This window comes from Chryseobacterium oleae (assembly GCF_900115055.1).
Lineage (GTDB): Bacteria > Bacteroidota > Bacteroidia > Flavobacteriales > Weeksellaceae > Chryseobacterium > Chryseobacterium oleae.
This window is the reverse complement of the sequence record NZ_FOVD01000010.1, coordinates 129301-155180: the sequence shown is the minus strand read 5'-3', so window position 1 is coordinate 155180 and position 25880 is coordinate 129301. Positions and strand designations below refer to the sequence as shown.

The following is a 25880-nucleotide window of genomic DNA, read 5'->3' as shown; positions in this document are numbered from 1 at the left end:
TGGTTTTTTACTGCTTTTATGTCATCGCTGAACAGAAAAACCACAAATAAAATAATCAACAGACAATGGATAACAATAATTTAGAACAGATCACTTTCGGGGGCGGATGCTTCTGGTGTGTCGAAAGCTGTTTCAATATGCTTAAAGGCGTTCATTCTGCTATCTCGGGATATTCGGGTGGCCACAAAGATAATCCTACCTATGAAGAAGTATGTACTGGCGAAACCGGACATGCGGAAGTGGTACAGATTACATTTGACCCCAATATCATTTCTTATGCACAGCTGATGGATGTATTCTTCTTCCTTCACGACCCTACCCAACTGAACAGACAAGGCAATGACATCGGAACACAATACCGTTCTGTGATCTATTATAAAGACGAAGCTGAAAAGGCTAAAGCTGAAGAAGCCCTAAAAAAATCTGAAGCATCAGGAAAATGGTTGGGAACCTATGTAACAGAAGTTACCCAGTTTGAGAAGTTCTGGCCGGCAGAACAGTATCATCAGGGATATTATAACGTCAATCCCAACCAACCTTACTGCAGCGCCGTAGTAGGCCCGAAGATCCAGAAGTTTAAAAAACATTTTGGAGAGCTCGGAATGCTGAATGCGGACTAAATAACAAAGCGAATATCTTTCTGATGTTCGCTTTTTTTGTGCAAAAATTATTCTTCTATTTCTATCGAATCTTTCGGCTTTCCTGCATATTTATAAATAATAGTAGGGGTTGATCTTTTTAATTCTCTTCCATTCTCCGGATCTACCCCATCTTCTGTAAAAAACTCAACCTCATTATAATATTTTGAATACCATGTTGTGCCGAGAGCATTCTGTTCGGTAAGCGTATCTTTTCTTTTAATCTTTTTAAAATATTGAAACAGATGTTCGTTCATTGCCTTTACATCCAGTCCAGGACGGATGAAACTGCTGTCTGTCCCAATATATCTTTCCCCATTCCAATACATATATTTTTTATCAATACCTGATTGTATATCGGCCATAAAGCCTAAGGGAAATGAAGACCCATGACTCACTTTCTTATTACTTGAAAATACAATATTTCCAGTCACGAGGCATAAAAGTAACGCAATCTCCATAATACCCAACCCATTCTGTTTCATAAACTCAGGCATTTTAAAAGTTTGCGTATTCTCAACTGTATTGGTAAGGTTAATCACTAGTCCAGAATTTCCCATCGGGATAATTTCTTCTTTTTCATCAATACTTACTTTAAAGATTGTTTTCTTAGCATTTTCATCATTTTTCACGAAAGTTCTGGAAAAATCTGTAAAGTCTTTATAACCTAAGTATTCACTAAGCTTATTCAGAATCTTTATGTCTTTTATACTGGGTTCTTTATTATCCCGTAAACAAGCATCATAGTACCTAACGAAGGTCTTTTCGTTAACTATAAACTTTAGCTTTTTTTCAAAATGGTCAACAAGTTCTTTGCACCAACCATTCTTAGTGCTTTCAGCAGGAAAATCTTTTCTCGCCTTCTCAAATACCTCATGAATTAGTAGTTTTTTCTTGGACATATATAGTTTTTTCGGTCTTACAAAATAGGTGATTATCTCTCATACCACATTACGGATTCCCATAAGGCCCCGTTGTCCAGAACGTGTCCACAGATGTCCAAAATGTGTCTAACATCTGCACCATCATTTTCCGCACCTTTGCTTCAGAAATCAGTGACAAACAAAACATTACAAAAACAAATTTACAAAACTGATTTCAAACTCACCAGATAAAACGGAGGAAAACTCCGGGTTGGGAAGCAGATGTTTCTCCTCCGTTTTTGAAGGTTCACTTCCCAAAAAAATTAGAAGCGCTTCGAAATTTTAAACGTGTACTGCTCGTGATCAAAAACCACGAGAGGAAGAAAAACAGTCTAAAAACTTCAAAATTTTAAGGAAATGATCCAGTTTATATTAATGCTAATCGGTTTAGCATTTTCAAATAATAACGCTAATACAGCAACTAATAATACTACCGGAAACCAAACAACGATACAGGCATCTCCAGGAGAAGGGTTAGAAGGAAACGGAGAAGATACAGGAGGCAACACCGGACAAAAACCACCTTTATCAGATCCTGGAACAAACCCATAAAGGATGACAACGGAGAGCAATGGAAATCATTGCTCTCTTTTTTGTATCTTGGAAAACAAAAACCTTGAAAAAAATTAAACTTCTTACCTTATTAGGGTTTGCTTTAATAAGCTGTAAAGATGAGACTCAAAAGTTCTTCAAAAAAAACAGTTACGAAAATTTAGATAAAGCAAAAAAGCTAAGAGATTCCGGGGATACAGATTCTGCCTATATATATTATGCTAAAGCTAAAGAAGATCTATCAAGCATCGATGATAAAACAGAAACAGGCAGGGCCCTTGCCAATCTGGCTATTATAGAAAATGATAAAGGGGATTATCATGCAAGTATAGCAAGTTCTATTGAAGCTGAAAAACTATTACAAAACAAAAATGACAGCATTTCTAAAAGTATTGCATCTTCCAACTATAATTCCGTTGCCATTGCCTCTAAAAATCTTAAAAACTTTAAAGATGCCATTGAGTATTATAATCGGGCTATTTCTATTTCGGATAATAAAGTGGATTCTCTAGCATTTTATAATAATATTGGAGACACCTATTTAGAGCAACATGATATTAAATCTGCGAAGATGTTCTTCCAAAAAGCATTACAGACTACAGACAGTATAGATTATGCACGAGTGCTAAATAATTTAGCCAAAACAAAGTTTCTTGAAAACTCAAGCTACAATCCTATTCCAGACTTATTACAAGCCTGGAAAATAAGAAAAAAATTTAAAGACAATATTGGAATTAATTCAAGTCTGGCAACGATTGCAGATTATTACATTATAAAAGATAAGACGAAAGCTCTTCCTTATGCTGAAGAAATGTATAAAATTGCCATACAGAATAAAAGCCCGGATGACAGGCTTGAGGCTTTAAATAAATTAATAAGGCTTGACCCCGAGAATTATTCTAAAAATTTTCATGCCTACAATTTTCTCATAGATAGTCTTCATACTGCAAGAAACAATTCGAAAAATCAGTTCGCGCTTATACGGTTTGGTAATGAAAAATTAAAAACGGATAATATTCGTAATGAAAATCGTATTCTGTGGTTATCTTTTGCTTTAGGTATATTGGTTTTGATCACTATAATCATATCTGTTTGGTATAAAAAAAGAAAAGAGATAGAGGTCAAAAACACTCAGCTTAAGATGTCTAAAAAAGTCCACGACGTTGTAGCCAACGGCATCTATCAAGTGATGACCAAAATAGAAAACCAGGAAGATTTTGATAAGGAACACGCCCTTGACGAGCTCGAATTTGTTTATGAAAAATCTAGGGATATTTCCTACGAAAAACCTGATCACGAAAACGATAGCAAAGATTTCAAAGATAAAATATCAAACCTCATTGCTTCTTTCAAGAACGAAAATACAGAAACCTATACGGTAGGAAATGATGCCGAAATCTGGGCTGGTATTTCCCAATCTTCTTTTGATGAAGTCTATCAGGTTGTACGGGAACTGCTGGTGAATATGAAAAAACACAGTCAGGCTTCGCGCGTTATCTTCAAATTTGAAAGAATTGAGAATTCAGTCAAAATCCAATATACAGACAATGGAATTGGAGTTCCGGGAGAGATGACCTATAAAAATGGTCTTACAAATACGGGAACCCGTATTGCCGCTATCGATGGAGCTATTATTTTTGACAATAAATCTGAACAGGGGCTGAAGATTACGATCTCATTTCCTGTTTCTTAAAAAAGACCTAAACGAATGTTCAAAAAAATTTTAATAGCCGAAGACCACGAAAGTATCAGTATTTCTATCCAGAAAACATTGGAAGAACTCAACATTCCGAATGTAGATTATGTATACTATTGTGATGATGCATTAGCCAAAGTTCAAAAAGCCATCCGTGAGGAAGCGCCTTATGACCTACTGATCACAGATCTTTACTATGAAGAGGATCACCGGGACCAGAACCTCAAAGACGGAAGAGATTTAATACAGAAAGTAAAGGAATTGCAGCCTTCCTTAAAAGTGATTGTTTTTTCTGCAGAACATAAATCAGGAATTATTGATTCTCTGTTTAATAAGTTTAAAATCAACGGCTATGTCCGTAAAGCAAGAAACGACTCCAAAGAGTTGAAAAAATCCATTGCCTCCGTTTTCATTAATGAAAATTATTTATCCTTTGATTTGAAACAGGAAGTCAAAAAACTGAACAGTTATGAATTTTCAGCTTATGACATCGCTTTGGTTTCTCTTCTTTCAAAAGGAATTCTGCAGAAAAATATTCCTTTGCATCTCCAGGAGAAAGACATTAAACCCTACAGCTTAAGCAGTGTAGAAAAAAAGTTGAACAGCCTGAAAGAAGATCTCGAAGTTTCCAGCAATGAACATCTGGTAGCGTTCTGCAAAGACCTCGGAATTATTTAATCTTGTCTTTATATATGATATAAAAACCTTTCAAGTTCTTTGAAAGGTTTTTTGTTTTACGGATTCCCGTAAGGAAAATGCTTTTTCTCGGGATACTTTTGAGGCATAAATTTAAACATAACCAACCTATGGATCTCAAACTAAAATTAGAACAGCTGCATCAGAAAGTTGTCGGATTAAAAGACCAGATCAATACTGAAGAAGCCACAAAAAATGCCTTTGTCATGCCTTTCATACAAATTTTAGGCTACGACATTTTCAACCCTACGGAAGTAATTCCTGAGCACATCTGTGATATCGGAACCAAGAAAGGAGAAAAGGTAGATTATGTGATCAGAAAAAATGATGATCCTATTTTAATTATTGAATGTAAACATTGGAAAGAAAGTGCAGACGCCCATAATTCTCAATTGCATCGGTACTATCATGTTTCGAAATCAAGGTTTGGAATTTTAACCAATGGTATTGTTTACAATTTTTATACAGATCTGGAAAAACCTAATATTATGGATGAGAAACCTTTCTTCACCATTAATATTGAAGATCTGAAAGACAGTTCCATTAAAATATTAGAAAGCTTTACAAAAAACGATTACAATTTAGAAAGCATTCTGGATTCTGCTGAGGCACTGAAATACATAAAAGCGATCAGAAAAGAATTCGAAAAAGAAATTGAAACCCCTTCCGATGAAATGGTAAAACTATTGGTTGGCAGATTCTTCGAAAAACCTATGACAGCAAGTAGAATGGTTTCTTTTAAAGAGTACACGAAAAAAGCTTTAACCCTTTCTATCAATGAATCTATAAGCTTTAGATTAAAATCGGCATTAAGCATCAATGAGCAGATTGAAAAACAGGAAGAAACCATTAAAACACTTCCGGTTGATGAAAATAACGATTCTAAAATTGTGACAACAGAAGAAGAATTGGAAGCCTTCCAAATCGCGAAAGCCATTTTAAGAGAAAAAGTTCCTTCCGACAGAATTGCTTACAGAGATACACTATCCTATTTTGGAGTTCTACTTGATGACAACAATAGAAAACCGCTCTGCCGATTTCATTTCAATACTGCCAATAAGTATATTGAAACCTTCCACAATGGAAAAGATGCAGGAGAAAAAGTATTGCTGAATAACCTTGATGAAATATACAATTTCAGAGATCAGCTTCTTAAAACATTAGAAAACTATTAATATGGCAGTATTCGCAATCCCAAACCCCAAAAAAACACTGAACGTCGACATTTCTATTGACAGAGTGAAAGAAAGTGTTAAAAATATTACTTTTCTACATTCTAAATATAGATTCCACAGTTCAAATGAAATCTTCAATCAATACACTTATGAATCATATGAGTTCCTGAGTTTGGGCGTTTATATTGATATTAATCTTAATTCCATATCAGAAAACAAAACGGAAATAACGGTAGAAATAAGGAGAAAAATGGGGACCTTCAATGAATCTCATGAAGTCACACATGCCAACCAGCATATTTTCAATATCGTCAATTATATTGCACAATTAACAGCCATGTCCACAGATGAAATAATCAAATTAAAATCACAACAATCACAAAATGTCCCGCCCATAATCAAAAGCCGGAAAGAAAAAAATATGGCAGCAATACTTTCTTTTTTTCTTGGAGGTTTAGGAATACACCGTTTTTATTTGGGGCAGACAATGATGGGAGTATTTTATCTTATTTTCTGCTGGACCCTTATCCCTTCTTTTATCGCCTTCATAGATTTCTTTGCCTTTGTTTTTATGTCGCAAAACAAATTTGATTTAAAATATAACCGTTGATACAACTCATACCCACGAAAACATTATCATATAAAAACTAATACCCATGAAAAAACTACTATTTACAGCCCTTTTGGCTACAGGATTACTACTTCCGGCGAGCTTTACAGCAACAGCAAACAGTACAGCTTCCAAAACAGAAGTATCTTCTAAAAAACAAAAGAAAAAAACGAAAAAGAGCAAAGGCAGTTCCAGCTCTAAAAGATCAAAATCTTATTCACAATCCAAAGGATGTTCTTATAATGGAAATCAACTCTATGTAGGTTCAAGAGGAGGCTGCTATTATTATACCGGAAGCAGCAAACAATATGTAGACAGATCATACTGCTCCGGGTGCAACTAACCTTAAGCCATGCAGAAGGAAACCTATTGAACATGTGGCCTCAATAACTTCCATCCTCAAGCTTCAAACTTCCTGCCTTTAAAAACACATTCATTATATAAAAAAAGCGAAGATCTCTCTTCGCTTTTCTATTTTCTTATCATTTCCGTATGCGGAATATCGTCTTCCAGATATTTCTTCCCGGTATCTACAAATCCGAATTCGGAATAAAATCTTAATAAATAATCCTGTGCTGAAATCATAATCTCAGAAGTATGGAAACGGTTTTCTATCGTTTCTACAGCATATCTGATCAATTGTCTTCCAAGATTTTTACCTCTCGCCTGTTCTGTAGTAAGAACCCTTCCGAAAGAAGTTTCATCATACTTGATTCCTTTGTCAAAAACACGGCAGTAGGCAAGGATCTGCCCGTCTTCTTCCGCCCAGATATGAATTCCTTTCTGATCGTTATTATCAAGATCAGGGTACGGACAGTTCTGCTCGATTACAAAAACATCGATACGGGCTTTCAGGATGGCATACAGCTCAGGAACCGTAAACTCATCAAAGCTTTTAATTTTCCAGATTATATTACTCATCTTCAAAATTTACACTATTATTTTTCAGGAATTCGTTCGTCGTCTGAATGAAGTTCAGGATTTCATCACCGCCGGTTTTCTTTTCTGCAGAAGTCACATACAATTCAGGAAGATCATCCCAGGTTTTATGCAGCTCATTTTTATAATTTTCTACATTTTGAATCGTAACATTCGGCTTCAGTTTATCTGCTTTCGTGAAAACAATGGAAAAAGGAATTCCACTTTCCCCGCACCACTGGATAAATTCAAGATCGATCTTTTGCGGTGTATGTCTGGAATCTACCAAAACAAAAAGATTCACCAGATTCCTTCTGTTCAGAATGTAGTTGGTGATCAGTTTTTCAAAATCTTTTCTGATCGATTTTGAAACCTTTGCATATCCATAACCCGGTAAATCTGTCAGGTACCAATTTCCATTCACTAAAAAATGATTGATCAGCTGAGTTTTCCCCGGAGTCCCGGAAGTCTTTGCCAAGTCCTTATGATTCATCATTGCATTGATCAATGAGGATTTCCCAACATTAGACCTTCCGATAAAAGCATACTCAGGCATCGTAGGTTCAGGACATTCCTGCCATTTCCCGCTACTTTTTACAAATTCTGCTGTTTTTATAACCATTTTTGAATATTTTTTAGAAAAACAAACCATTAAGAAAAGCTCTTAATGGTTTATTATTATTTGTTTTAAACTTTATCTTTTAACCAGTTGTAGAGAATTTCATTGAACTCGTCCGGTTTTTCCATCATCGCAGCATGTCCGCATTTCTCGATCCAGAAGAGATCTGAATTCGGGATAAACTTATGCATATCTTCAGCTACTTCGGGAGGTGTTACATTATCCTGTCTTCCCCAGATCAGACATGTGGGCGTCACAATCTTCGGAAGGTCATTCAGCATATTGTGTTTGATGGCGCTTCTGGCCAGCATTACCGTCTTTATCCCTTTCATTCTGTCGTTCACCACAGAGAAAACCTCGTCTACAAGATCTTCTGTAGCGATAGCAGGGTCATAAAAAACCTCTTCCGTCTTCTTCCTTATATAGGAACGGTCGTTTTTTCTCGGGAAGCTATCCCCGAAAGTTCTTTCATACAATCCCGAACTTCCTGTTAAAACAAGATTCTTTACCAGATCCGGTCTTGCCAAAGTCATAATAAGCCCCACATGACCACCCATAGAATTTCCTACAATGGTGACAGGTGCAGAGATATGGCTCTCTATAAACTTGATAATATATTTTGCAAGGGTGGTAAGATTCGTATTGAGTACCGGCAGATCGTAGATAGGCAACTGAGGAACATATACCTTGAACCCCTTATCCGAAAAAAAATCTACCATCTTATCGAAATTACTCAAACCACCCATTAAACCGTGCAACAGCACCAATGGATGTCCTTCTCCCGCCTCTATAAAAGTATATTTCTTTTCTTTTTTTGTACTAAATATCATAAAATGCCTTAATAAAGCTCTGCAAAAATACAAATTAAACCTCAAAAAAATTTTGATTACCCTAATTTAAAGTAAAAATAATATAATATCCCCCTTTTTATTGACTTTTTTCAAAACCCCTTTACTATGGCCTGAATAATAGTTTTTACAACACTCAAAATATCAAAGACTTACCCCTGTGAAATTGAATCTTTAATAAAACTTATTAACATTAAGTCAAAAAGTGGGAAAAAGTGGGAAATTTTGGAAATTATTATATAAATTTGTCCCAAATGAAAAGTTTCATTGGAACATATGAGTGTAAAATTGACGACAAAGGCCGGTTAAAAGTTCCCTCCTCCCTGATCAAACAGATGGAAAACTTCGACGATAAGGCATTTGTAGTCAAGAGATCTGTGTTCCAACCTTGCCTCGAAGTTTATCCCATGAATGCGTGGGACCAACTGATGGGCAAAATTAATAAGCTAAACAGATTCATTAAAAAGAATGCTGATTTCATTCGAATGTTTACGGCAGGGGTAAAAACAGTAGAGCTGGACAATGCAGGAAGACTTCAGATTTCAAAAGATCTGGTGACTTTTGCAAACCTTCAGAAAGACACGGTGATTACCAGCGCAGGAGAGCTTTTTGAAATTTGGGATAAAGAAGCCTATGAAAAGGTGATCTCTACCAACGAAGCTGATTTTGCGAGCCTGGCCGAAGATGTGATGGGCGCTTTCGATGAAGAATAAACCGCGCTTGCTGTAAAAGGCAAGGTAAAAAACACAATTAAGTATGTACCACAACCCCGTTTTATTGAAGCAGAGCGTTGATGATTTGGTGACGAATCCTGACGGAATATACGTGGACTGCACTTTTGGAGGAGGAGGCCACTCAAGAGAAATTCTGAGCAGACTTTCAGAGAAGGGGAAACTTTTTAGTTTCGACCAGGATCTGGATGCTCTTAAAAATACGATCGATGATCCCAGGTTTACGCTGGTGAATCAGAATTTCAGGTTTCTGGAGAATTCCATGCTGATGTATGGTATTTCTCAGGTAGACGGCGTATTGGCCGACCTTGGTGTTTCATCTCATCAGTTTGATGAGGCGGAAAGAGGCTTCTCTACCAGAAACAATGCACCTCTGGATATGAGAATGAACGTCATGCAGAGTCTTGATGCCAAGAGAGTGATCAATGAATATGAAGAAACCGAACTTGCCGATATCTTTTACCACTACGGAGAACTGAGAGAAGCAAGAAAACTGGCACGAGACATCGTTCATCACAGAAAAACAAAGACTATCACCACTACTGAGGATTTGAAGAAGCTTTTCAGCTACCTTCCGCCACATAAAGTGAATAAATTCTATGCTCAGCTTTTCCAGGCCATAAGAATAGAAGTCAACCAGGAGTTGGAAGCATTAAAAGAAATGCTGGTTCAGGCACTGAATGTCTTAAGACCAGAAGGAAGACTTGTTGTGATTTCTTACCATTCACTGGAAGACCGTCTGGTAAAAAGGTTCCTGAAAAACGGAATGTTTGAAGGCGAGCAGCAGAGAGATATCTACGGAAATTATAAAAAGGTCTTTGAATTGCTTAAGAGTAAAGCGATCATCCCGGATGATCAGGAGATAGAGGAAAACTCAAGAGCACGAAGCGCAAAAATGAGAACAGGAATTAAAGTGTAAAAGTGAATGGTGACAAGCAAAGCGAATTCACTATAAACAAATTGACATAAAAAACTTTGGCAAAACGAACAACAAATCGCCCTCAGAAAAGACTCACTTTTATAGACATTATAAAAGGAAACTTTCTGAACCGTGATGAGATCAAAACTCATTACAAGTATTTTTTGTTGTTGTTCATTCTGATGATGGCCATGATTTACAGCAATCACCTGGTCAACAAAAAGATCAAAATTGTCAATGCTTTAAAAGAAGAAACTGAAGAATACAAATCGAGAAACGCTTACGCCCAGAGTAAGCTGATCAAAGTAAAAATGGAATCGCAACTGGGGAAGGAAGTAGCAAAGGACTCACTGATGACTTTGGAAAACCATCCTCATAAACTGCTAATAAAACTAGACAGTACAGATGCAAAAACAAAATGAATACGATAACAAACGTAAAAAGACGTTAAGATGGGGCTACCTTTTCGCAGTGGGAGCTCTGTGCGTATTTGTGATGTTTCTTGCGAGAATTGTAATCCTGCAAAATACTAACGTTCAGGAAATTAAAGACGATTACATTAATAAAAACTATCGCGAAGCCACTTTGAAGGCTGCCCGTGGAAACCTATTTGCTTCCGACGGATCTATATTGGCCACAACCGTAATGCGCTATGACATCTATCTTGATTTTAAAACAATGAAAGATACGATCTACAGCAACAATATCGGGGCGCTGACAGATTCTCTAAGCAAAATGTTCGGGAAATCCAGAGGAGAATTCAGACAGAAATTTGACGAGCAGAAAAAAAAGAAAAACCAGTACTATACTTTGGTGAAAGGTCTTGATTTCGACCAATACGACAGAATCAGAAACTTTCCGATCTTCAAAAAAGGAAAAAATAAAGGAGGTTTTATCGTAGACCGAAATTATAAGAGAGAGCTTGCTACTTCAGAAATTGGTGCCGGAACCATCGGTATCGATAATGGAGAGGTAAAAGCCGGTCTGGAAGGCGCTTTTTCAAAATATCTTACCGGAACAGACGGAAGAAGACTGGAACAAAGAATCAATTCATCACAATGGAAACCTATCGATTACTGGAAAGTAAAAGAGCCGGTGGATGGTGAAGACGTCTACACCACTTTAGATCTTAGAATTCAAGACATTGCACACTCTGCTTTAGAGAAGCAGCTGATCACTTATGAAGCCAAACACGGAACGGTGATCGTCATGGAAACAGAAACCGGAAAAGTGCGTGCCCTGGTGAATCTGAGAAGAACAGAGTCCGGAGAATACGAAGACTCTTATAACTACGCTTTAAAAGACAACATCGAACCTGGGTCCACTTTTAAAACCATTTCTCTTTTGGCAGCAATGGACGATGGGTTTATCGATGAAAACACAACTGTAGACGTAGGAGGAGGAGTCTGGACGTATGCAAAACAGAGAATATCTGACGGCCACGGCGGAGGAACTTACGATATCAGTGATGTTTTAGCCAAATCAAGTAACGTGGGAACGGCAAAACTGATTACAAAGTATTATGCAGATAAGCCTCAAATCTTTCTTGACCACCTGAAAAGATGGAAATTATTCGATAAAATGGATATTGAACTTCCGGGAATTACAAAACCGAAGATTCTGACTCCACAACATAAAAGATGGAATGCCGCAACACTGGCTTCTATTTCTTACGGATATTCATCCAACATCAACCTGTTACAGTTAACAACCTTCTATAACGGGGTTGCTAATGGTGGTAAAATGCTGAAGCCATTATTCATCGATAAGATCATGAAAGACGGTAAAGTAATGTACAGCGCAAAACCGGAAGTTATGGTGAACAAAATGGCCTCAGAAAAAGCCATTAAGATGATGACGAGCGCACTGACGAAAGCCGTAGAAAAAGGAACCGGACGAAGCATCTTCACGCCCAACCTTAAAATGGCAGGAAAAACAGGAACTGCAAGATTTGAATATTGGCTTCCTGGTCCCATGAAATACCGAGCATCATTTGCAGGATTCTACCCGGCAGATCATCCCAAATACACGTGTTATGTGATGATCAGTGAGCCTAATACGGCAATCGGTTTTTACGGAGGTCCCGTTTCGGCTCCCGTATTTAAGGAAATTGCAGGAAAAACATTCCTGAAAACGCCTCAGAATATAGAAAAAGAAATGCTGGTAGACAGAAAGGTGAATCTAAACAAACTGGTAGAACCTAATGTCAAAGTAGCAGTCAACAATAAACAGATGCCAAATGTAGTAGGACTCATCGGTAAAAATGTAATTCCTCAATTGGAAAACCTAGGTTACCGCATTGATTACAAAGGTGTAGGAAGGATTAAAGAGCAGTTTCCTCTGGAAGGCACGATAATCAGCAAAAACCAGAGAATTTATTTGTCTCTGCAAAATTAAAATAGAAAACCCAGTCCCAAAGGGACGATTTAACAAAGGACAGGAAAAATTCCTGTCAAATATAAAATGATAATAACAGAATTATTAAAAAGAATCCCAGTTTTAGAAATTCACGGCGACGACGCCCGTGACATCTCAGAATTGGTTTTCGACAGCAGAAAGATTACGGAAAACTCATTGTATGTGGCAGTGAGAGGAACCGTTGCAGACGGACATTCATACATTGCATCATCTGTTGAAAAAGGTGCAAAAGCAGTGGTGTGCGAAGAATTTCCTGGAACATTAAATGAAGATGTAACCTACATTAAGGTGAAAGATTCATCTCAAACTTTAGGACATCTGGCATCCAACTTTTACGGAAATCCATCCCAGAAACTTAAATTAATCGGAGTTACCGGAACCAATGGAAAAACATCAGTTTCTACCCTTCTTTTTGATGTATTCAAAAATTTAGGATATGATTCTGCTCTACTTTCCACGGTGGAGATCAGAATTGCGGATGAAATCATTCCTGCGACTCATACAACTCCGGATGTGATTACCATCAATAAAATTTTAGCCGATGCGGTTGAAAAAGGCTGTGAATTCGCTTTCATGGAGGTAAGCTCCCACGGAATTGCACAGAACAGGATTGAAGGTCTGCATTTCAAAATGGCAGGATTCACCAACCTTACTCACGACCATCTGGATTATCATAAAACATTCGACGAATATCTTAAAACCAAGAAAAGGTTTTTCGATGGACTTGAAGATACTGCCGTAGCCATCACCAATGTAGATGACAAAAACGGAATGGTAATGCTTCAGAATACAAAAGCTAAGAAAAAGTCTTACGCTCTGAAGACCATGGCAGATTATCACGGAAAATCTTTAGAAATTGATTTCAACGGAATGCTGCTGAATTTCAACGGAAAAGAATTCTGGACGACATTGACAGGACGATTCAATGTGTACAATTTACTGCTGGTTTTCGGAATCGCAACAGAACTTGGTTTTGAGCAGGATGAAATTTTGCAGGCAATCAGCAAACTAAAAAGAGTTTCAGGAAGGTTTGAAACCTTCAAGTCAGACGGTGGAATTTTCTTCATCGTAGATTATGCTCATACGCCGGATGCTTTGGAAAACATTCTGGACAGCATTAATGACATCAGAACCAAAAACGAAAGACTGATCACCGTTTTCGGATGCGGAGGCGACAGAGATCACTCCAAAAGACCTGAAATGGGAAATATTGCCACGAGAAAATCAACACTGGCAATCATCACTTCAGACAATCCGAGAACAGAAGATCCTGCACAGATCATCAAAGAAATTGAAGCAGGTGTTGAATCTCAAAACTTCAGCAAGTATACTTCAATTCCGGACAGAAAAGAAGCCATCAAAATGGCGATTAAGTTTGCAGAGCCCAAAGATATTGTTTTAGTAGCCGGAAAAGGCCACGAAACCTATCAGGATATTAATGGTGTTAAACATCATTTTGACGACAAAGAAACGATCAACGAACTTTGGAAGTTAATGAGTAAATAGATAAGATTAAAAGATTCAATTCATTTAAATATTTAAAAATTTGATGATGACCAAAAATTTTGAAAATTTCCCTGTTTACATCAAGAGCTTAGATTTAATTGAAAAAGTGTATCAATTTCTTAGAAGTGAGAATTTAGAAAGAGAATTTGAATTTAATAATCAAATAAAAAGAGCCGGATTTTCAATATCCAACAATATTGCAGAAGGTTCAGAATATAATAACAACAGACAGTTTATTAAATATTTAAAAATTGCAAAAGGCAGTTGTGCCGAAGTTAGAAGTATGATGATTGTAAGTAAAAGATTAAAATTAGGAGAAGAAAATAAAGCTGAGGAAATCATTAGTCTTTCACGGGAAGTTTCTTCTAATATTTCAAACTTTATTAAGTATTTAAGTGAAAATATGGAGAAGCCCCATCTTTAAATCTTTAAATAAATTAAATTTTTAAATTAAAAAAAACATGCTATACTATCTATACGAATACCTAACCAGCCAGGGAATCCACATACCGGGATTGGGAATGCTGAAATACATTTCTTTCCGTGCCGGAATAGCTGTGCTGTTTTCTTTGGTCATTGCTTTGGTCTACGGAAAAAGGATCATCAATTATCTGAGAGCAAAACAGATGGGCGAATTGGTACGTGACCTTGGATTAGACGGACAGAAGCAGAAAGAAGGAACTCCTACGATGGGAGGACTTATCATTATTATTGCAACGATCATCCCGGTGCTGCTCTTTACGAGAATCACCAATGTGTATATCGTTTTGCTACTGGTTTCCATGTTGTGGATGGGTGCTATTGGTTTCGTAGATGATTATTTAAAGAAAGTAAAGAAAAATAAAGACGGTCTGAGTGGGAAATTCAAGATTGTAGGCCAGGTTGGTTTAGGGTTAATTGTCGGAGTTACAATGTATTTCCACCCGGACATTACGGTTAAAAGAAAGTATGCGGATGCAAAAGTGGTAAACCGAAACAATGTAGAGCAGAACTTCATGCCAACAGAAAAGATCACCGTTTCTACCGTTCCGTTCGCCAAGAACAATGAGTTTGATTACAGCGGAATACTTTTCTGGATGAATGATAAAGATGCCCATGAGTGGGCATGGATTGTCTTTATCCCGATCGTTATTTTCATTGTGACCGCCGTTTCAAACGGAGCCAATATTACGGATGGAATCGACGGGCTCGCGGCAGGAACCAGTGCCATAATACTGCTCACCCTCGCCCTGTTCGCCTACCTTTCCGGGAACATTATTTTTGCAGACTACCTCAATATTATGTTCCTCCCGAATATGGGGGAAACCACGATTTTCGCAGTAGCCATGGTAGGTGCCGTCATCGGATTCTTCTGGTACAATACCTATCCTGCCCAGGTTTTTATGGGGGATACAGGAAGTCTGATGCTGGGAGGAGTGATTGCCGTTTTAGCGATCATCCTGAGGAAAGAACTTCTGATTCCGGTATTATGCGGAATCTTCCTGATTGAAAACGTATCCGTAATGCTACAGGTTGTTGTTTTCAAATACAGAAAAAGAAAATATGGGCTGGATTATGCTCAGAATAATAGATTTTTTAGAATGTCACCATTACACCACCATTATCAGAAAGGAGGTTTCCATGAGAGTAAGATCGTCAACAGAATGATCATCATCGGAGTAATGCTGGCCATAGTATGCCTGATCACATTAAAAATGAGATAACCAATCATTTAAAATATTGAAAAATTTAAGTATTTAAAAATTTTTGAATCATTTAAATCTTTCAATCATTAAATCAAAATAGATATGAAAATAGTTGTTTTAGGAGGTGGAGAGAGCGGATGCGGAGCTGCTTATTTAGCGAAAAAACAGGGTCTGGAGGTTTTCCTTTCAGACAAAGGAGCTATTAAGGATAACTACAAGCAGTTTTTAGCCGAAAATGAAATTGAATTTGAAGAAGGAAACCACAACGAAGAAAGAATATTAAATGCCGACTGGATCGTAAAAAGCCCGGGAATTCCCAAAAAGGCAGAGATCGTTCACAAAATTCATGAGAAAGGAATCAGACTTTCCTCTGAAATTGAGTTCGCTTCAGAATTTACAGATGCCAAAATCATCGCCATCACAGGAAGCAACGGAAAAACAACGACAACTTCCCTGATCTACTACATCCTGAAAAATGAAGGACTGAATGTAGGATTGGGAGGAAATATAGGATACAGCTTTGCAAAACAGGTGGCTGATGAAAACCATGAATATTATGTACTGGAGGTAAGTTCTTTCCAGCTGGATGATATTCAGAACTTCAGACCTTACATTTCCCTGCTGTTGAATCTGTCTCAGGATCACCTGGATCAGTACAACTACAATTATGAAGAATATGCTTTAGCTAAATTCAGAATTGCTGAGAATCAGGAAAATGACAACTTCTTCATCTACAACAAAGATGACGAAATGAGTAAAACCATTCTTGAGAAGCTGGAAATAAAAGCGAAAATGATTCCCTTCTCGACAAAAGAAAAATTGTCTGAAGGTGGTTTCATTGATGGTGATGAGATCGTAGTTAAAATGAAGGATGAGTTTTCCATGAAGATCGACAAGTTGTCCCTTCTTGGAAATCACAATGTGGCCAATAGCTTAGCCGCTTCAATAGCCGGTAAAATACTGGAAATCAACAATGAAAGCATCAGAAACTCACTGATGACATTCCAGGCGGTAGAGCACAGACTTGAATTCGTAACGGAAGCCAATGGTGTAAAATACATCAACGACAGCAAGGCAACGAATGTAAATGCAACCTACTACGCTTTAGAAAGCATGAAAACTCCAACGGTTTGGATCGTGGGAGGATTAGATAAAGGAAACGACTACTCAGAAATTGAGGAGCTTGTTAAAAGAAAAGTAAAAGCCATTGTATGTCTTGGAATAGACAATACAAAGATCATAGACTTCTTTAAAGACAAAAAAGAATTCATCTATGATACATCAAGCATGGAAGAAGCCGTGAAAATATCAAAATCACTGGCCAAAAGCGGAGATACCGTTTTACTTTCCCCATGCTGTGCAAGTTTTGACCTGTTTAAAAGCTATGAAGACAGAGGAAAACAGTTTAAAGAGCAGGTATTAAAGTAAGTAAAAAGTAAAATGTCGGATGTCAAAAGTACATTTTACTTTGTACATCATACATGAATACAAAAATATGGACGAACAGAACACAGAAAGCAGAATTGAATTTCTAAAGGGCGATAAAGTACTTTGGATGGTCATCCTTGTGATCTCCATTTTCTCTATTTTCCCTGTATACTCTGCAAGTTCAAATCTGGAATATATCGTTAATAACGGGACCACAACAGGTCACGTTATCAAGCATATGTTCTTTGTGGTCTTAGGTCTTGTGATCATGAGAGTGGTAGGAATGGTGAAATACGAGTACATCGGAAAGCTCAGCAGTATTCTGCTCGGTTTAATGATAGTCCTCCTTGTGGTCACCATGTTTACGGGTCAGACCATTGATGGAGCCAGTGCTTCAAGATGGTTGAAAATCCCCGGAACCCCTATCTCCTTCCAGCCTTCGTCATTTGCGTTTTTAATGCTGATCATTTATCTCTGTAGATATCTGACCAAGAAAATAACCCGGGAAAGACTTCCGATAGAGAACATTATGTACATCTTCGGACCTATCCTGCTGGTATTTGTACTGGTAGCGAAAGACAACGGTTCTACGGCATTGATGATCCTGATGGTTTCCGTGATTGTTCTGATTATAGGGCAACTCCACTGGAAATACATTGCTGGGTTCATCTCTTCCTCTTTTGTAGCCATTGTTTTCTTCCTGATTATCGCATTAAACACCAATCTGATCGGCGGAAACCGTGTGCATACATGGATGAGCCGTATCGAAACATTTACCTCCAGCAAAGCAAAAACCGCTGATGTAGATGATGAAAGCGTAAAAGCTAAAAACTATCAGGTAATGCAAGCCAAAGCCGCCATCGTACATGGTGGAATTACCGGAATGGGACCTGGAAAAAGTGCATTGAAACAAATGCTTCCACAGTCTGCCTCCGACTTTATTTTTGCCGTGATTGTAGAAGAATACGGACTGATTGGTGCCGCTTTCCTGATATGTCTGTATCTCATTATGATGATCAGAATCGTGATGATTGCCAGCAAAATGCCCGCGTTTTTCGGGTCCCTGCTCGTGCTCAGTCTCGGGGTGATGATCTTCATTCAGCTTGCAGTAAATATTGCTGTAGCAGTCAATCTGATCCCGGTAACAGGACAGCCGCTGCCATTGATAAGTTACGGAGGAACCTCTATGCTGGTGACGTACCTCCAGCTTGGAATTATTTTAAATATAAGCTCAAGAATCCAGATATACGATGAAGAAGGAATGGGCAAAAAACAAAGCGTAGCAGAAATTAATGATATTGCATAAAGAGTCCCAACGGGACGATTTAACAAAAGATAGGACGCAGTCCTATCAGTCCATCAACATAAAAAGAAAATGAACAAAAAACTAAAAGTATTACTATCAGGCGGCGGAACAGGAGGACACATCTTCCCGGCTATCGCTATTGCAGACGAAATCAGAAAAAGATTTCCTGATACAGAATTTTTGTTCATCGGAGCCAACGGAAAAATGGAAATGGAAAAAGTTCCACAGGCAGGTTATAAAATTGAAGGAATTGATATTGCCGGAATCGACAGAGGAAATATGTTGTCGAATTTAGGGTTGCCTTTCAAAATTTTGAAAAGCTTGTCAAGATCAAAGAAGATCATTAGAAATTTCGCTCCCGATTTTGCAGTTGGAACCGGAGGTTTTGCAAGCGGACCTGCTTTGTATGAAGCCAATAAATTGGGAATTCCCATCTTTATTCAGGAGCAGAATGCCCATGCAGGCGTAACCAATAAAATATTAAGTAAAAAAGCCAAAGCCGTTTTCACGGCTTATCCGAAAGTGGAAGGTTTTCCAGCTGAAAAAATAAAATTCCTGGGAAATCCTATTCGTGAGAATATCATCACAGGAATGACAGAAACAGATCTGGCAAAAGAAAAAATGGGACTGAGCAAAGATAAACTTACCATTCTTTCAGTAGGTGGTTCTTTGGGCTCCAGAACATTAAACAATGCCTGGAGATCTCATTTAAATGAACTTGTCAATAAAGACTATCAGCTGATCTGGCAAACAGGAAAGCTTGATTATAAAGATATTTTAGAAGAAACAAAAGATACGCACTGCAGAAACATTCAGATCCTGGAGTTCATCAAGGACATGGAACTGGCCTACTCTGCAGCAGACATCATTGTTTCAAGAGCCGGAGCCATTGCCATTTCAGAGTTGGCGGTTGCTAAAAAGCCGGTTCTTCTGGTCCCTTTCCCGTTTGCGGCGGAAGACCACCAGACCAAAAATGCCATGAATCTGGTTGAAAAAAATGCAGCAAGAATGGTAAAAGACTCTGAAGTACAGGAAAAATTCTGGAATATTCTGGAAGAAATCTGCAACAGTGCCAATGTGAGAAATGAGATGTCTCAGAATATGGAATATTTTGCTAAGCCCAATGCCGCAAAAGAGATTGTAGATGAGATATTTAGCATGTTAATGAGATAATTTGATAATAGGTTAATTCTTCAATCATTTAATCTTTAAATTTTTTAATAAGTATGAAAATTCTTGAAACATATCAAAATTATTACTTCGTAGGAATCGGAGGGATTGGAATGAGTGCTTTGGCGCGTTATTTCAATGCTTCGGGCAAAAAAGTGCTGGGCTATGACAAGACCAACACCAAGCTTACGACCCAACTGATGAAAGAAGGAATTGATATCGTTTTCGAAGATCATATTGACGAAAAAGTAACCGGACTTCAAAAAGAAAACACCTTGGTGATCTATACTCCTGCCATCAAAACATTGGGGATCTTAGATTATTTCAACCAGAATCATTTTGAAGTTTTAAAACGTGCCAAAGTTTTAGGCCTGATCACAGAGAATACGGACTGTATCGCTGTAGCAGGAACTCACGGAAAAACAACAACCTCTACATTGGTCTCACACCTGTGCAAAGAAGCTGACCTTCCGTTTTCATGCTTTTTAGGCGGTATTTCTGAAAATTTCAGATCAAACTTCCTGTATAACGGCACACAATATTCGGTAGTAGAAGCCGACGAATATGACAGAAGCTTCCTGACCCTTTCTCCGGACTGGGCTGTAGTAACTTCTACTGATGCTGATCACCTGGATATTTACGGCGACAAAAGCCATATTGAAGAAGGGTTCAAGCAGTTTGCGGCACTCGTTCCGAATGACAGACAGTTATTTGTAAGAAAAGGACTGGACATCGGCAGAGACCATCAGACTTACGCCGTCAATGAAAAAGCAGATTACTATTCAGACAACCTGCGTATGGATCATGATAAGATCTATTTTGATTTCCATACTCCATCTGAAACGGTAAAAGATTTTGTTTGGGAAATTCCGGGCATCCATAATGTGGAAAATGCAACAGCAGCATTGGCTATCCTTCACAATTTAGGCGTAGATTTTGAAACGCTGAAAAAGGCTATTGCCAATTTTAAAGGAATTAAAAGAAGATACACCAAGCATATTTATCCAAACGGTAAAATTTATATTGATGATTATGCCCACCATCCGACAGAGATCAATGCGGTCGTGAGCTCAATCAGAACCTTTTATCCGGAGAAAAAACTGTTAGTGGTTTTCCAGCCGCATCTTTTCAGCAGAACTAGAGATTTCGCAGATGGGTTCGCAGAAAGTTTAAGCAAAGCAGATGAACTGATCCTTCTCGACATTTATCCGGCAAGAGAACTTCAAGAAAATTTCGAAGGAATAACATCCGGCTGGTTATTGGAAAAAGTGAATTTAGACAAAAAAGAAAAATCGGATCTGTCCGATGCTTTTGATAAAATAAAACAAAAAGATTTTGACATCCTTCTCACGGTAGGCGCAGGAAACATTGATACCCTGTATGATCCTATTACGGAATGGATAAATGCTTCTGTACAAAGTAAAATTTAAAAAGTATTAATGTACAGAGATTATTTAATAAAATAACTAATTAAAATACACAGTACACTGTACTTTATACATTGTACAAAATATATGAAAAATAAATACAGAATATTAAAAATTGCTGTCACAGTGATCATCCTTGGATTACTGCTGAGTTTCTCATTGAAGAGATTCAGCGGCCAGAAGATTACGGACAATAAGATTTCTGTAAAAATGAATGAAAAAACTCCCGTATACTTCATTGATGAAAAAGATATCCGGGAAATTGTAAAAAAAGAAAATCCTTCCGGGAAAGTAGGAGACCTGAATATTCCGGTATTGGAAAAGAAAATCAATTCACTTCCGGCGGTAGACAGTGCCAATGTCTATTTGAATTTAAACGGGAAGCTTTATCTGGATATTAAGCAGAGAGTTCCTGTTTTCAGACTGAATAAAGACGGAAGAGACTTCTATGTAGATGAAAAAGGAGTTGAATTTCCCATTTCCAAAACCTATTCGCATCCATGCATGCTGGTGACAGGAAATATTAATCCGGATGAGTATGAAAAACTGGCAGAATTAGTGGAAAAGATTGATAAAGATGATTTCAGTAAAAAATTCTTTATCGGAATTTCAAAAAGCAAAGGCGACTATAATCTCCTCACCAGTGACGGAAATTATAAAGTAGAAATAGGAGATCTTGATAATATTGAATTTAAAGTTAAAGGCTTAAAAACTTTCGTGGAAAAATACCTTGTATTTCAAGATCCACAAAAGTACAGCATGGTTTCAGTGAAATACCAGAACCAGATTGTAACCACTTTAAATCCTTATTTCAAAGAAAACGACAGTATTTTGAAAGCAGGAAATCTGGAACTGGCCAAAGCCCCGGCACTGGCTGCAGCTAAAAAACCGGACGTAATGCCTAAAACTGAAACGAAGAAAGCAAAAACACCTGCAGCAAAGCCTAAGGAAAAAGCAAAGCCAAAAACGACCGCCAAACCAAAGGAAACGAAAAAGACAGAGAAAAAGCCCACGGCAGCAAAGCCCAAAGCAAAGGTAAAAATAGAATAAAGAGTCCCAAAGGGACGATTTAACATAGAATTGGATAAAATCCAATTGATTAAAAAAACGGGACAAGTCCCAGACATGAAAAAGTAGAAAAAAATCAAATCGACATAAAATGGAAAATCAAGAGTATTCAGTAGGTCTGGACATCGGGACAACGAAGATTGTCGCGATTGTCGGAAGGAGGAATGCACACGGGAAGATAGAAGTTCTCGGCGTTGGGAAGGCCAAAAGTCTTGGAGTTCATAAAGGTATTGTGAATAATATTTCACAAACCATTAATTCAATCAAGGCGGCCGTTTCTGAAGCACAATCCAGCGCAGGAGTTCCTATCCGTAAGGTCACAGTAGGTATTGCAGGAAAACATATCCGTTCTCTTCAGCATTCCGACTATATCATGCGTGAGCATCCGGACAAATTTATTACAGACGACGACATTGAAGCCCTGAAAGATCAGGTAAAAAAGCTGGTAATGCTTCCCGGAGAAGAAATCATCCATGTTCTTCCCCAGGAATATAAAGTGGATTCCGAAGGTGAAATTCAGGAGCCCGTAGGAATGCATGGGAAGCGTTTGGAAGCTAACTTCCACGTGGTAGTAGGACAGATGGGCAGCATCAGAAACATCGCAAGATGTGTAAGAGAAGCAGGCCTTGAAATGGAAGCCCTTACCCTGGAACCTCTGGCGTCTTCAGAAGCTGTATTAACGAAAGAAGAAAAAGAAGCCGGCGTTGCTATCGTAGATATAGGCGGCGGTACTACAGATATTGCGATCTTCAAAGATAATATCATCCGTCATACCTGCGTCATTCCTTACGGAGGCGGTATCATTACGGAAGATATCAAAGAAGGCTGCTCCATTATCGAGAAACATGCAGAACAACTGAAAGTAAAATTCGGTTCTGCAGTTCCGGAACTGGAAAAAGACAGCACATTTGTAACCATTCCCGGACTTCACGGAAGGCCGGATAAAGAGATTTCCCTTAAAACCCTGGCGCAGATCATCAACGCGAGAGTGGAAGAAATCCTGGAAATGGTGAATACAGAATTAAAAGCTTACGGAGCATTCGAGCAAAAGAAAAAGCTGATCGCAGGGATTGTCCTTACGGGAGGTGGATCCAACTTGAAGCACCTTCGCCAGCTTGCCAATTATACAACAGGTTTTGACAGCAGAATCGGATTTGCTAATGAATATATTGCAAACGACAAGAATCAGTACCTGAAAGGCCCGGAATTTGCTACTTCAATCGGCTTGCTGATGGAGAGTTTGAAGATTCGCGACAAAAAGCAGGGCGCTGAAACAGAAGAACTCGTGGAAGAGGAAATGGCCAATGCAGAAGCTGCTGTGGCACAGTCAGAAACAGTTCAGGCGGTTCAGCCTACAGCGATGGTTCAGGAACAACAACCCGTTGTTAATGAGCAGCAGGAAAACAGAAGAGCGAAATTGACCTTCGGGCAGTCGCTTATGGAAAAAGTAAAAAAATTCTTTGAAGAAGTAGAGTAATATAAATGATAGAAGATCATTGATAATTGATAAATAAAAAGCTTTTTGCCCAACGCCATTTATCACTCATCAGTTATCATTCATCACTCATCAATTATAAAAAGCATAGTTATGGAAAATATAGGTACACAAGGATTTTCATTTGATTTGCCAAAAGGAAATTCATCCATCATAAAAGTAATCGGTGTAGGAGGCGGTGGAAACAACGCGCTGAAACACATGTACGAGAAAGGGATTTACGGAGTAGACTTCGTAGTCTGCAATACGGATGCCCAAACGTTAGATAATAACCCCGTTGCCAACAAAGTACAGCTTGGTACCACCATCACAGAAGGTCTTGGTGCCGGCGCTGATCCTGAAGTGGGGGAAAAATCTGCTATTGAAAGCATCGAAGAGATCAAAGCATCTATGGGCCAGAATACCAAAATGGTGTTCATTACTGCCGGAATGGGCGGTGGTACAGGTACCGGAGCTGCTCCTGTGATTGCTAAGGTAGCTAAAGACATGGGAATTCTTACCGTGGGTATCGTTACCGTTCCTTTCAGTTTTGAAGGGAAAAGAAGACTTGAGCAGGCCGAAATTGGTCTTGAAAAGCTAAGAAATAATGTTGATTCACTTATTGTCATCAATAATGATAAATTAAGACAGCAGTTTGGAAACCTTGGATTCAAGCAGGGATTCTCAAAGGCCGATGAAGTTTTAACCAATGCCGCGAAAGGAATGGCAGAAGTTATTACCGGTTACTTCGATGTAAACATTGACTTTAGAGATGCTAAATCTGTACTTCAGAACTCTGGTACAGCTTTGATGTCTACAGGAATTGCTTCAGGAGAAAACAAAGCAGAAGAAGCGGTTAAAAAAGCATTAGACTCTCCATTGTTGAATGACAACAAGATTACCGGTGCTAAAAACGTCCTTCTATTGATCAGAAGTGGTGCTGAAGAAGTGACCATGGATGAGATCGGGGTAATTATGGACCACATTCAGAAAGAAGCTGGAAATACTGCTGACATTATTTTCGGGGTGGGTGCTGATGAAGAACTGGGAGATTCTGTAAGCGTTCTTGTCATCGCTACAGGTTTTTCAAATGACAGCAAAAGATTTGCGGGTCCTACAGAGAAGATCAGAATCAGTCTTAATGACAGTCTTGAGACGCCAAAATCCTCTCCTTTCAAAACAAGAGAAGAAAGAGAAACAACTTCTGAACCAACGCGTGATTTCGGAGGAAAGCACACTTTCAGACTCGATGACGAGGACAGCGATGCGCCACAATTCGGCATGACCTCTTCTGAAAAAAAAATGATCGTTGAGGAAGAAGAAATTAAAACAGAAATAAAATTCTTTGATAAAGAGGAAGATACGCAGAACAGCGCTTCCCGCGACTGGAGAAATGAGGAGGAAACAGAAGAAGAGTCTTACAGCTTATTCTCTTATGATGAAGAAGGAGAAGATCCAAATGATCTGGAAATCGAGTCTTTTAAATTTGATTTTGATGCCAGAAAAGATGAAACTCCGTCTACACCAGCTACGAGTGTTTTTTCAGATGAAAAACCTGTTGAATTCAGTTTCTTTGTAAACAATCAGCCTTCGTCCAATGAGCCTAAGACTGACTACGGTCAGCCAAAAGCAGAATTTACAGCGCCTGCAAGTGCAGTAACTGAAATTCCGGTTCAGGCAGTTGAAGCGATCTTCCAGACAAGATATGAAGAGCCGAAAGCGGAAACAAAACCGGCTTTTGAAGAAAAAATAGAAATTGAAACTCCAAAACCTGCAGAATCAGAATTCACCTTCGTGAATAAAGCGGTTGACCAGGACAGAATTGTGGAGAGAAGAAATAAATTAAAAGAATTCAATTCACGCTATCAAAGCTTTGACAGTACAAGCGAATTCGAATCTGTACCGGCTTTCAAAAGAAAGAACATCGCTATAGACGGAACCAATGCCTCAGACCAGAATATCAACACCTATCTGTCTGACAATAACGGATCTATGCAGGTGAGAGAGAACAGATTTTTAAATAAAGACGTTGACTAAAATAATATGACGGTGAGTTGATTTGATGATGTGATA

At 38.3% G+C, this 25880-nt stretch carries 25 protein-coding genes; 21 read left to right on the top strand and 4 right to left on the bottom strand.

Annotated features, from left to right (window positions below; all coding sequences use genetic code 11):
• Nucleotides 1-65 precede the first annotated feature (65 nt).
• Nucleotides 66-620, top strand: coding sequence for a peptide-methionine (S)-S-oxide reductase MsrA (msrA, locus tag BM143_RS22685; protein WP_090027535.1), 555 nt, complete (start codon nt 66-68; stop codon nt 618-620).
• Between the two features lie 47 nt (nt 621-667).
• Here msrA and BM143_RS22680 read toward each other — a convergent pair whose 3' ends face one another.
• Entirely contained in the window at nt 668-1540 is an 873-nt protein-coding gene (locus BM143_RS22680; protein WP_090027534.1) for a hypothetical protein, read from the bottom strand.
• A gap of 378 nt (nt 1541-1918) precedes the next feature.
• On the opposite strand from BM143_RS22680, the gene BM143_RS23810 reads away from it, so the two are divergent.
• From BM143_RS23810 to BM143_RS22655, 6 genes are all read left to right on the top strand, one after another.
• Entirely contained in the window at nt 1919-2113 is a 195-nt protein-coding gene (locus tag BM143_RS23810) for a hypothetical protein (RefSeq protein WP_139222099.1), read from the top strand.
• Nucleotides 2114-2177: 64 nt separating this feature from the next.
• A complete protein-coding gene (locus BM143_RS22675) occupies nt 2178-3806 on the top strand; it encodes a tetratricopeptide repeat-containing sensor histidine kinase (protein WP_090027532.1) in 1629 nt (542 codons plus the stop codon).
• A gap of 15 nt (nt 3807-3821) precedes the next feature.
• Complete coding sequence (locus tag BM143_RS22670) at nt 3822-4487, top strand: response regulator (RefSeq protein WP_090027531.1); 666 nt, start codon at nt 3822-3824, stop codon at nt 4485-4487.
• 128 nt (nt 4488-4615) lie between these two features.
• Nucleotides 4616-5680 carry a type I restriction endonuclease gene (locus BM143_RS22665; protein WP_090027529.1) on the top strand — a complete coding sequence of 355 codons (1065 nt, stop codon included), beginning with the start codon at nt 4616-4618 and terminating at the stop codon, nt 5678-5680.
• 1 nt (nt 5681) lies between these two features.
• The gene (locus tag BM143_RS24210) at nt 5682-6290 is read left to right on the top strand and encodes a TM2 domain-containing protein (RefSeq protein WP_228430940.1); all 609 of its coding nucleotides are present in this window, start codon (nt 5682-5684) and stop codon (nt 6288-6290) included.
• Between the two features lie 46 nt (nt 6291-6336).
• Nucleotides 6337-6633, top strand: coding sequence for a hypothetical protein (locus BM143_RS22655; RefSeq protein WP_090027527.1), 297 nt, complete (start codon nt 6337-6339; stop codon nt 6631-6633).
• A gap of 128 nt (nt 6634-6761) precedes the next feature.
• Here the strand turns inward: BM143_RS22655 and BM143_RS22650 are convergent, their stop codons facing one another.
• The 3 genes from BM143_RS22650 to BM143_RS22640 form a co-directional block, all read right to left on the bottom strand.
• Complete coding sequence (locus BM143_RS22650) at nt 6762-7211, bottom strand: GNAT family N-acetyltransferase (protein ID WP_090027525.1); 450 nt, start codon at nt 7209-7211, stop codon at nt 6762-6764.
• On the bottom strand, nt 7204-7830 hold the full coding sequence (gene yihA / locus BM143_RS22645; RefSeq protein WP_072925026.1) for a ribosome biogenesis GTP-binding protein YihA/YsxC: 627 nt from the start codon (nt 7828-7830) through the stop codon (nt 7204-7206). The genes BM143_RS22650 and yihA overlap by 8 nt, the downstream gene beginning before the upstream one ends.
• A gap of 65 nt (nt 7831-7895) precedes the next feature.
• Nucleotides 7896-8657: an alpha/beta fold hydrolase gene (locus tag BM143_RS22640; protein WP_090027524.1), complete on the bottom strand. Its 762-nt coding sequence runs from the start codon at nt 8655-8657 to the stop codon at nt 7896-7898.
• Between the two features lie 272 nt (nt 8658-8929).
• Between BM143_RS22640 and mraZ the strand changes: the two genes are divergently transcribed.
• The 14 genes from mraZ to ftsZ all read left to right on the top strand — a co-directional run bounded on the left by mraZ (nt 8930) and on the right by ftsZ (nt 25844).
• A complete protein-coding gene (gene mraZ / locus BM143_RS22635; protein ID WP_034724617.1) occupies nt 8930-9388 on the top strand; it encodes a division/cell wall cluster transcriptional repressor MraZ in 459 nt (152 codons plus the stop codon).
• 43 nt (nt 9389-9431) lie between these two features.
• On the top strand, nt 9432-10325 hold the full coding sequence (gene rsmH / locus BM143_RS22630) for a 16S rRNA (cytosine(1402)-N(4))-methyltransferase RsmH (protein WP_090027522.1): 894 nt from the start codon (nt 9432-9434) through the stop codon (nt 10323-10325).
• A 56-nt stretch (nt 10326-10381) separates the two neighbouring features.
• Complete coding sequence (locus tag BM143_RS22625) at nt 10382-10747, top strand: FtsL-like putative cell division protein (RefSeq protein ID WP_047456505.1); 366 nt, start codon at nt 10382-10384, stop codon at nt 10745-10747.
• The gene (locus tag BM143_RS22620; protein ID WP_090027520.1) at nt 10731-12722 is read left to right on the top strand and encodes a penicillin-binding transpeptidase domain-containing protein; all 1992 of its coding nucleotides are present in this window, start codon (nt 10731-10733) and stop codon (nt 12720-12722) included. The genes BM143_RS22625 and BM143_RS22620 overlap by 17 nt, the downstream gene beginning before the upstream one ends.
• A gap of 66 nt (nt 12723-12788) precedes the next feature.
• Nucleotides 12789-14249 (top strand): UDP-N-acetylmuramoyl-L-alanyl-D-glutamate--2,6-diaminopimelate ligase, encoded by a 1461-nt coding sequence (locus BM143_RS22615; protein WP_090027519.1) that lies wholly within the window; start codon nt 12789-12791, stop codon nt 14247-14249.
• Nucleotides 14250-14292: 43 nt separating this feature from the next.
• Nucleotides 14293-14673: a four helix bundle protein gene (locus BM143_RS22610; protein ID WP_228430938.1), complete on the top strand. Its 381-nt coding sequence runs from the start codon at nt 14293-14295 to the stop codon at nt 14671-14673.
• Nucleotides 14674-14710: 37 nt separating this feature from the next.
• Nucleotides 14711-15952, top strand: coding sequence for a phospho-N-acetylmuramoyl-pentapeptide-transferase (mraY, locus tag BM143_RS22605; protein ID WP_034724610.1), 1242 nt, complete (start codon nt 14711-14713; stop codon nt 15950-15952).
• Between the two features lie 84 nt (nt 15953-16036).
• Nucleotides 16037-17362, top strand: coding sequence for a UDP-N-acetylmuramoyl-L-alanine--D-glutamate ligase (murD, locus tag BM143_RS22600; protein ID WP_034724608.1), 1326 nt, complete (start codon nt 16037-16039; stop codon nt 17360-17362).
• A gap of 67 nt (nt 17363-17429) precedes the next feature.
• Entirely contained in the window at nt 17430-18668 is a 1239-nt protein-coding gene (locus BM143_RS22595; RefSeq protein ID WP_034724606.1) for an FtsW/RodA/SpoVE family cell cycle protein, read from the top strand.
• Between the two features lie 69 nt (nt 18669-18737).
• Nucleotides 18738-19841 (top strand): undecaprenyldiphospho-muramoylpentapeptide beta-N-acetylglucosaminyltransferase, encoded by a 1104-nt coding sequence (gene murG / locus BM143_RS22590; RefSeq protein WP_090027516.1) that lies wholly within the window; start codon nt 18738-18740, stop codon nt 19839-19841.
• A 53-nt stretch (nt 19842-19894) separates the two neighbouring features.
• Nucleotides 19895-21268, top strand: coding sequence for a UDP-N-acetylmuramate--L-alanine ligase (murC, locus tag BM143_RS22585; RefSeq protein WP_090027514.1), 1374 nt, complete (start codon nt 19895-19897; stop codon nt 21266-21268).
• Between the two features lie 84 nt (nt 21269-21352).
• Entirely contained in the window at nt 21353-22315 is a 963-nt protein-coding gene (locus BM143_RS22580) for a cell division protein FtsQ/DivIB (protein WP_090027512.1), read from the top strand.
• 109 nt (nt 22316-22424) lie between these two features.
• Complete coding sequence (gene ftsA / locus BM143_RS22575; RefSeq protein ID WP_090027510.1) at nt 22425-23810, top strand: cell division protein FtsA; 1386 nt, start codon at nt 22425-22427, stop codon at nt 23808-23810.
• 111 nt (nt 23811-23921) lie between these two features.
• Entirely contained in the window at nt 23922-25844 is a 1923-nt protein-coding gene (gene ftsZ / locus BM143_RS22570) for a cell division protein FtsZ (RefSeq protein WP_090027508.1), read from the top strand.
• Nucleotides 25845-25880: the final 36 nt, after the last annotated feature.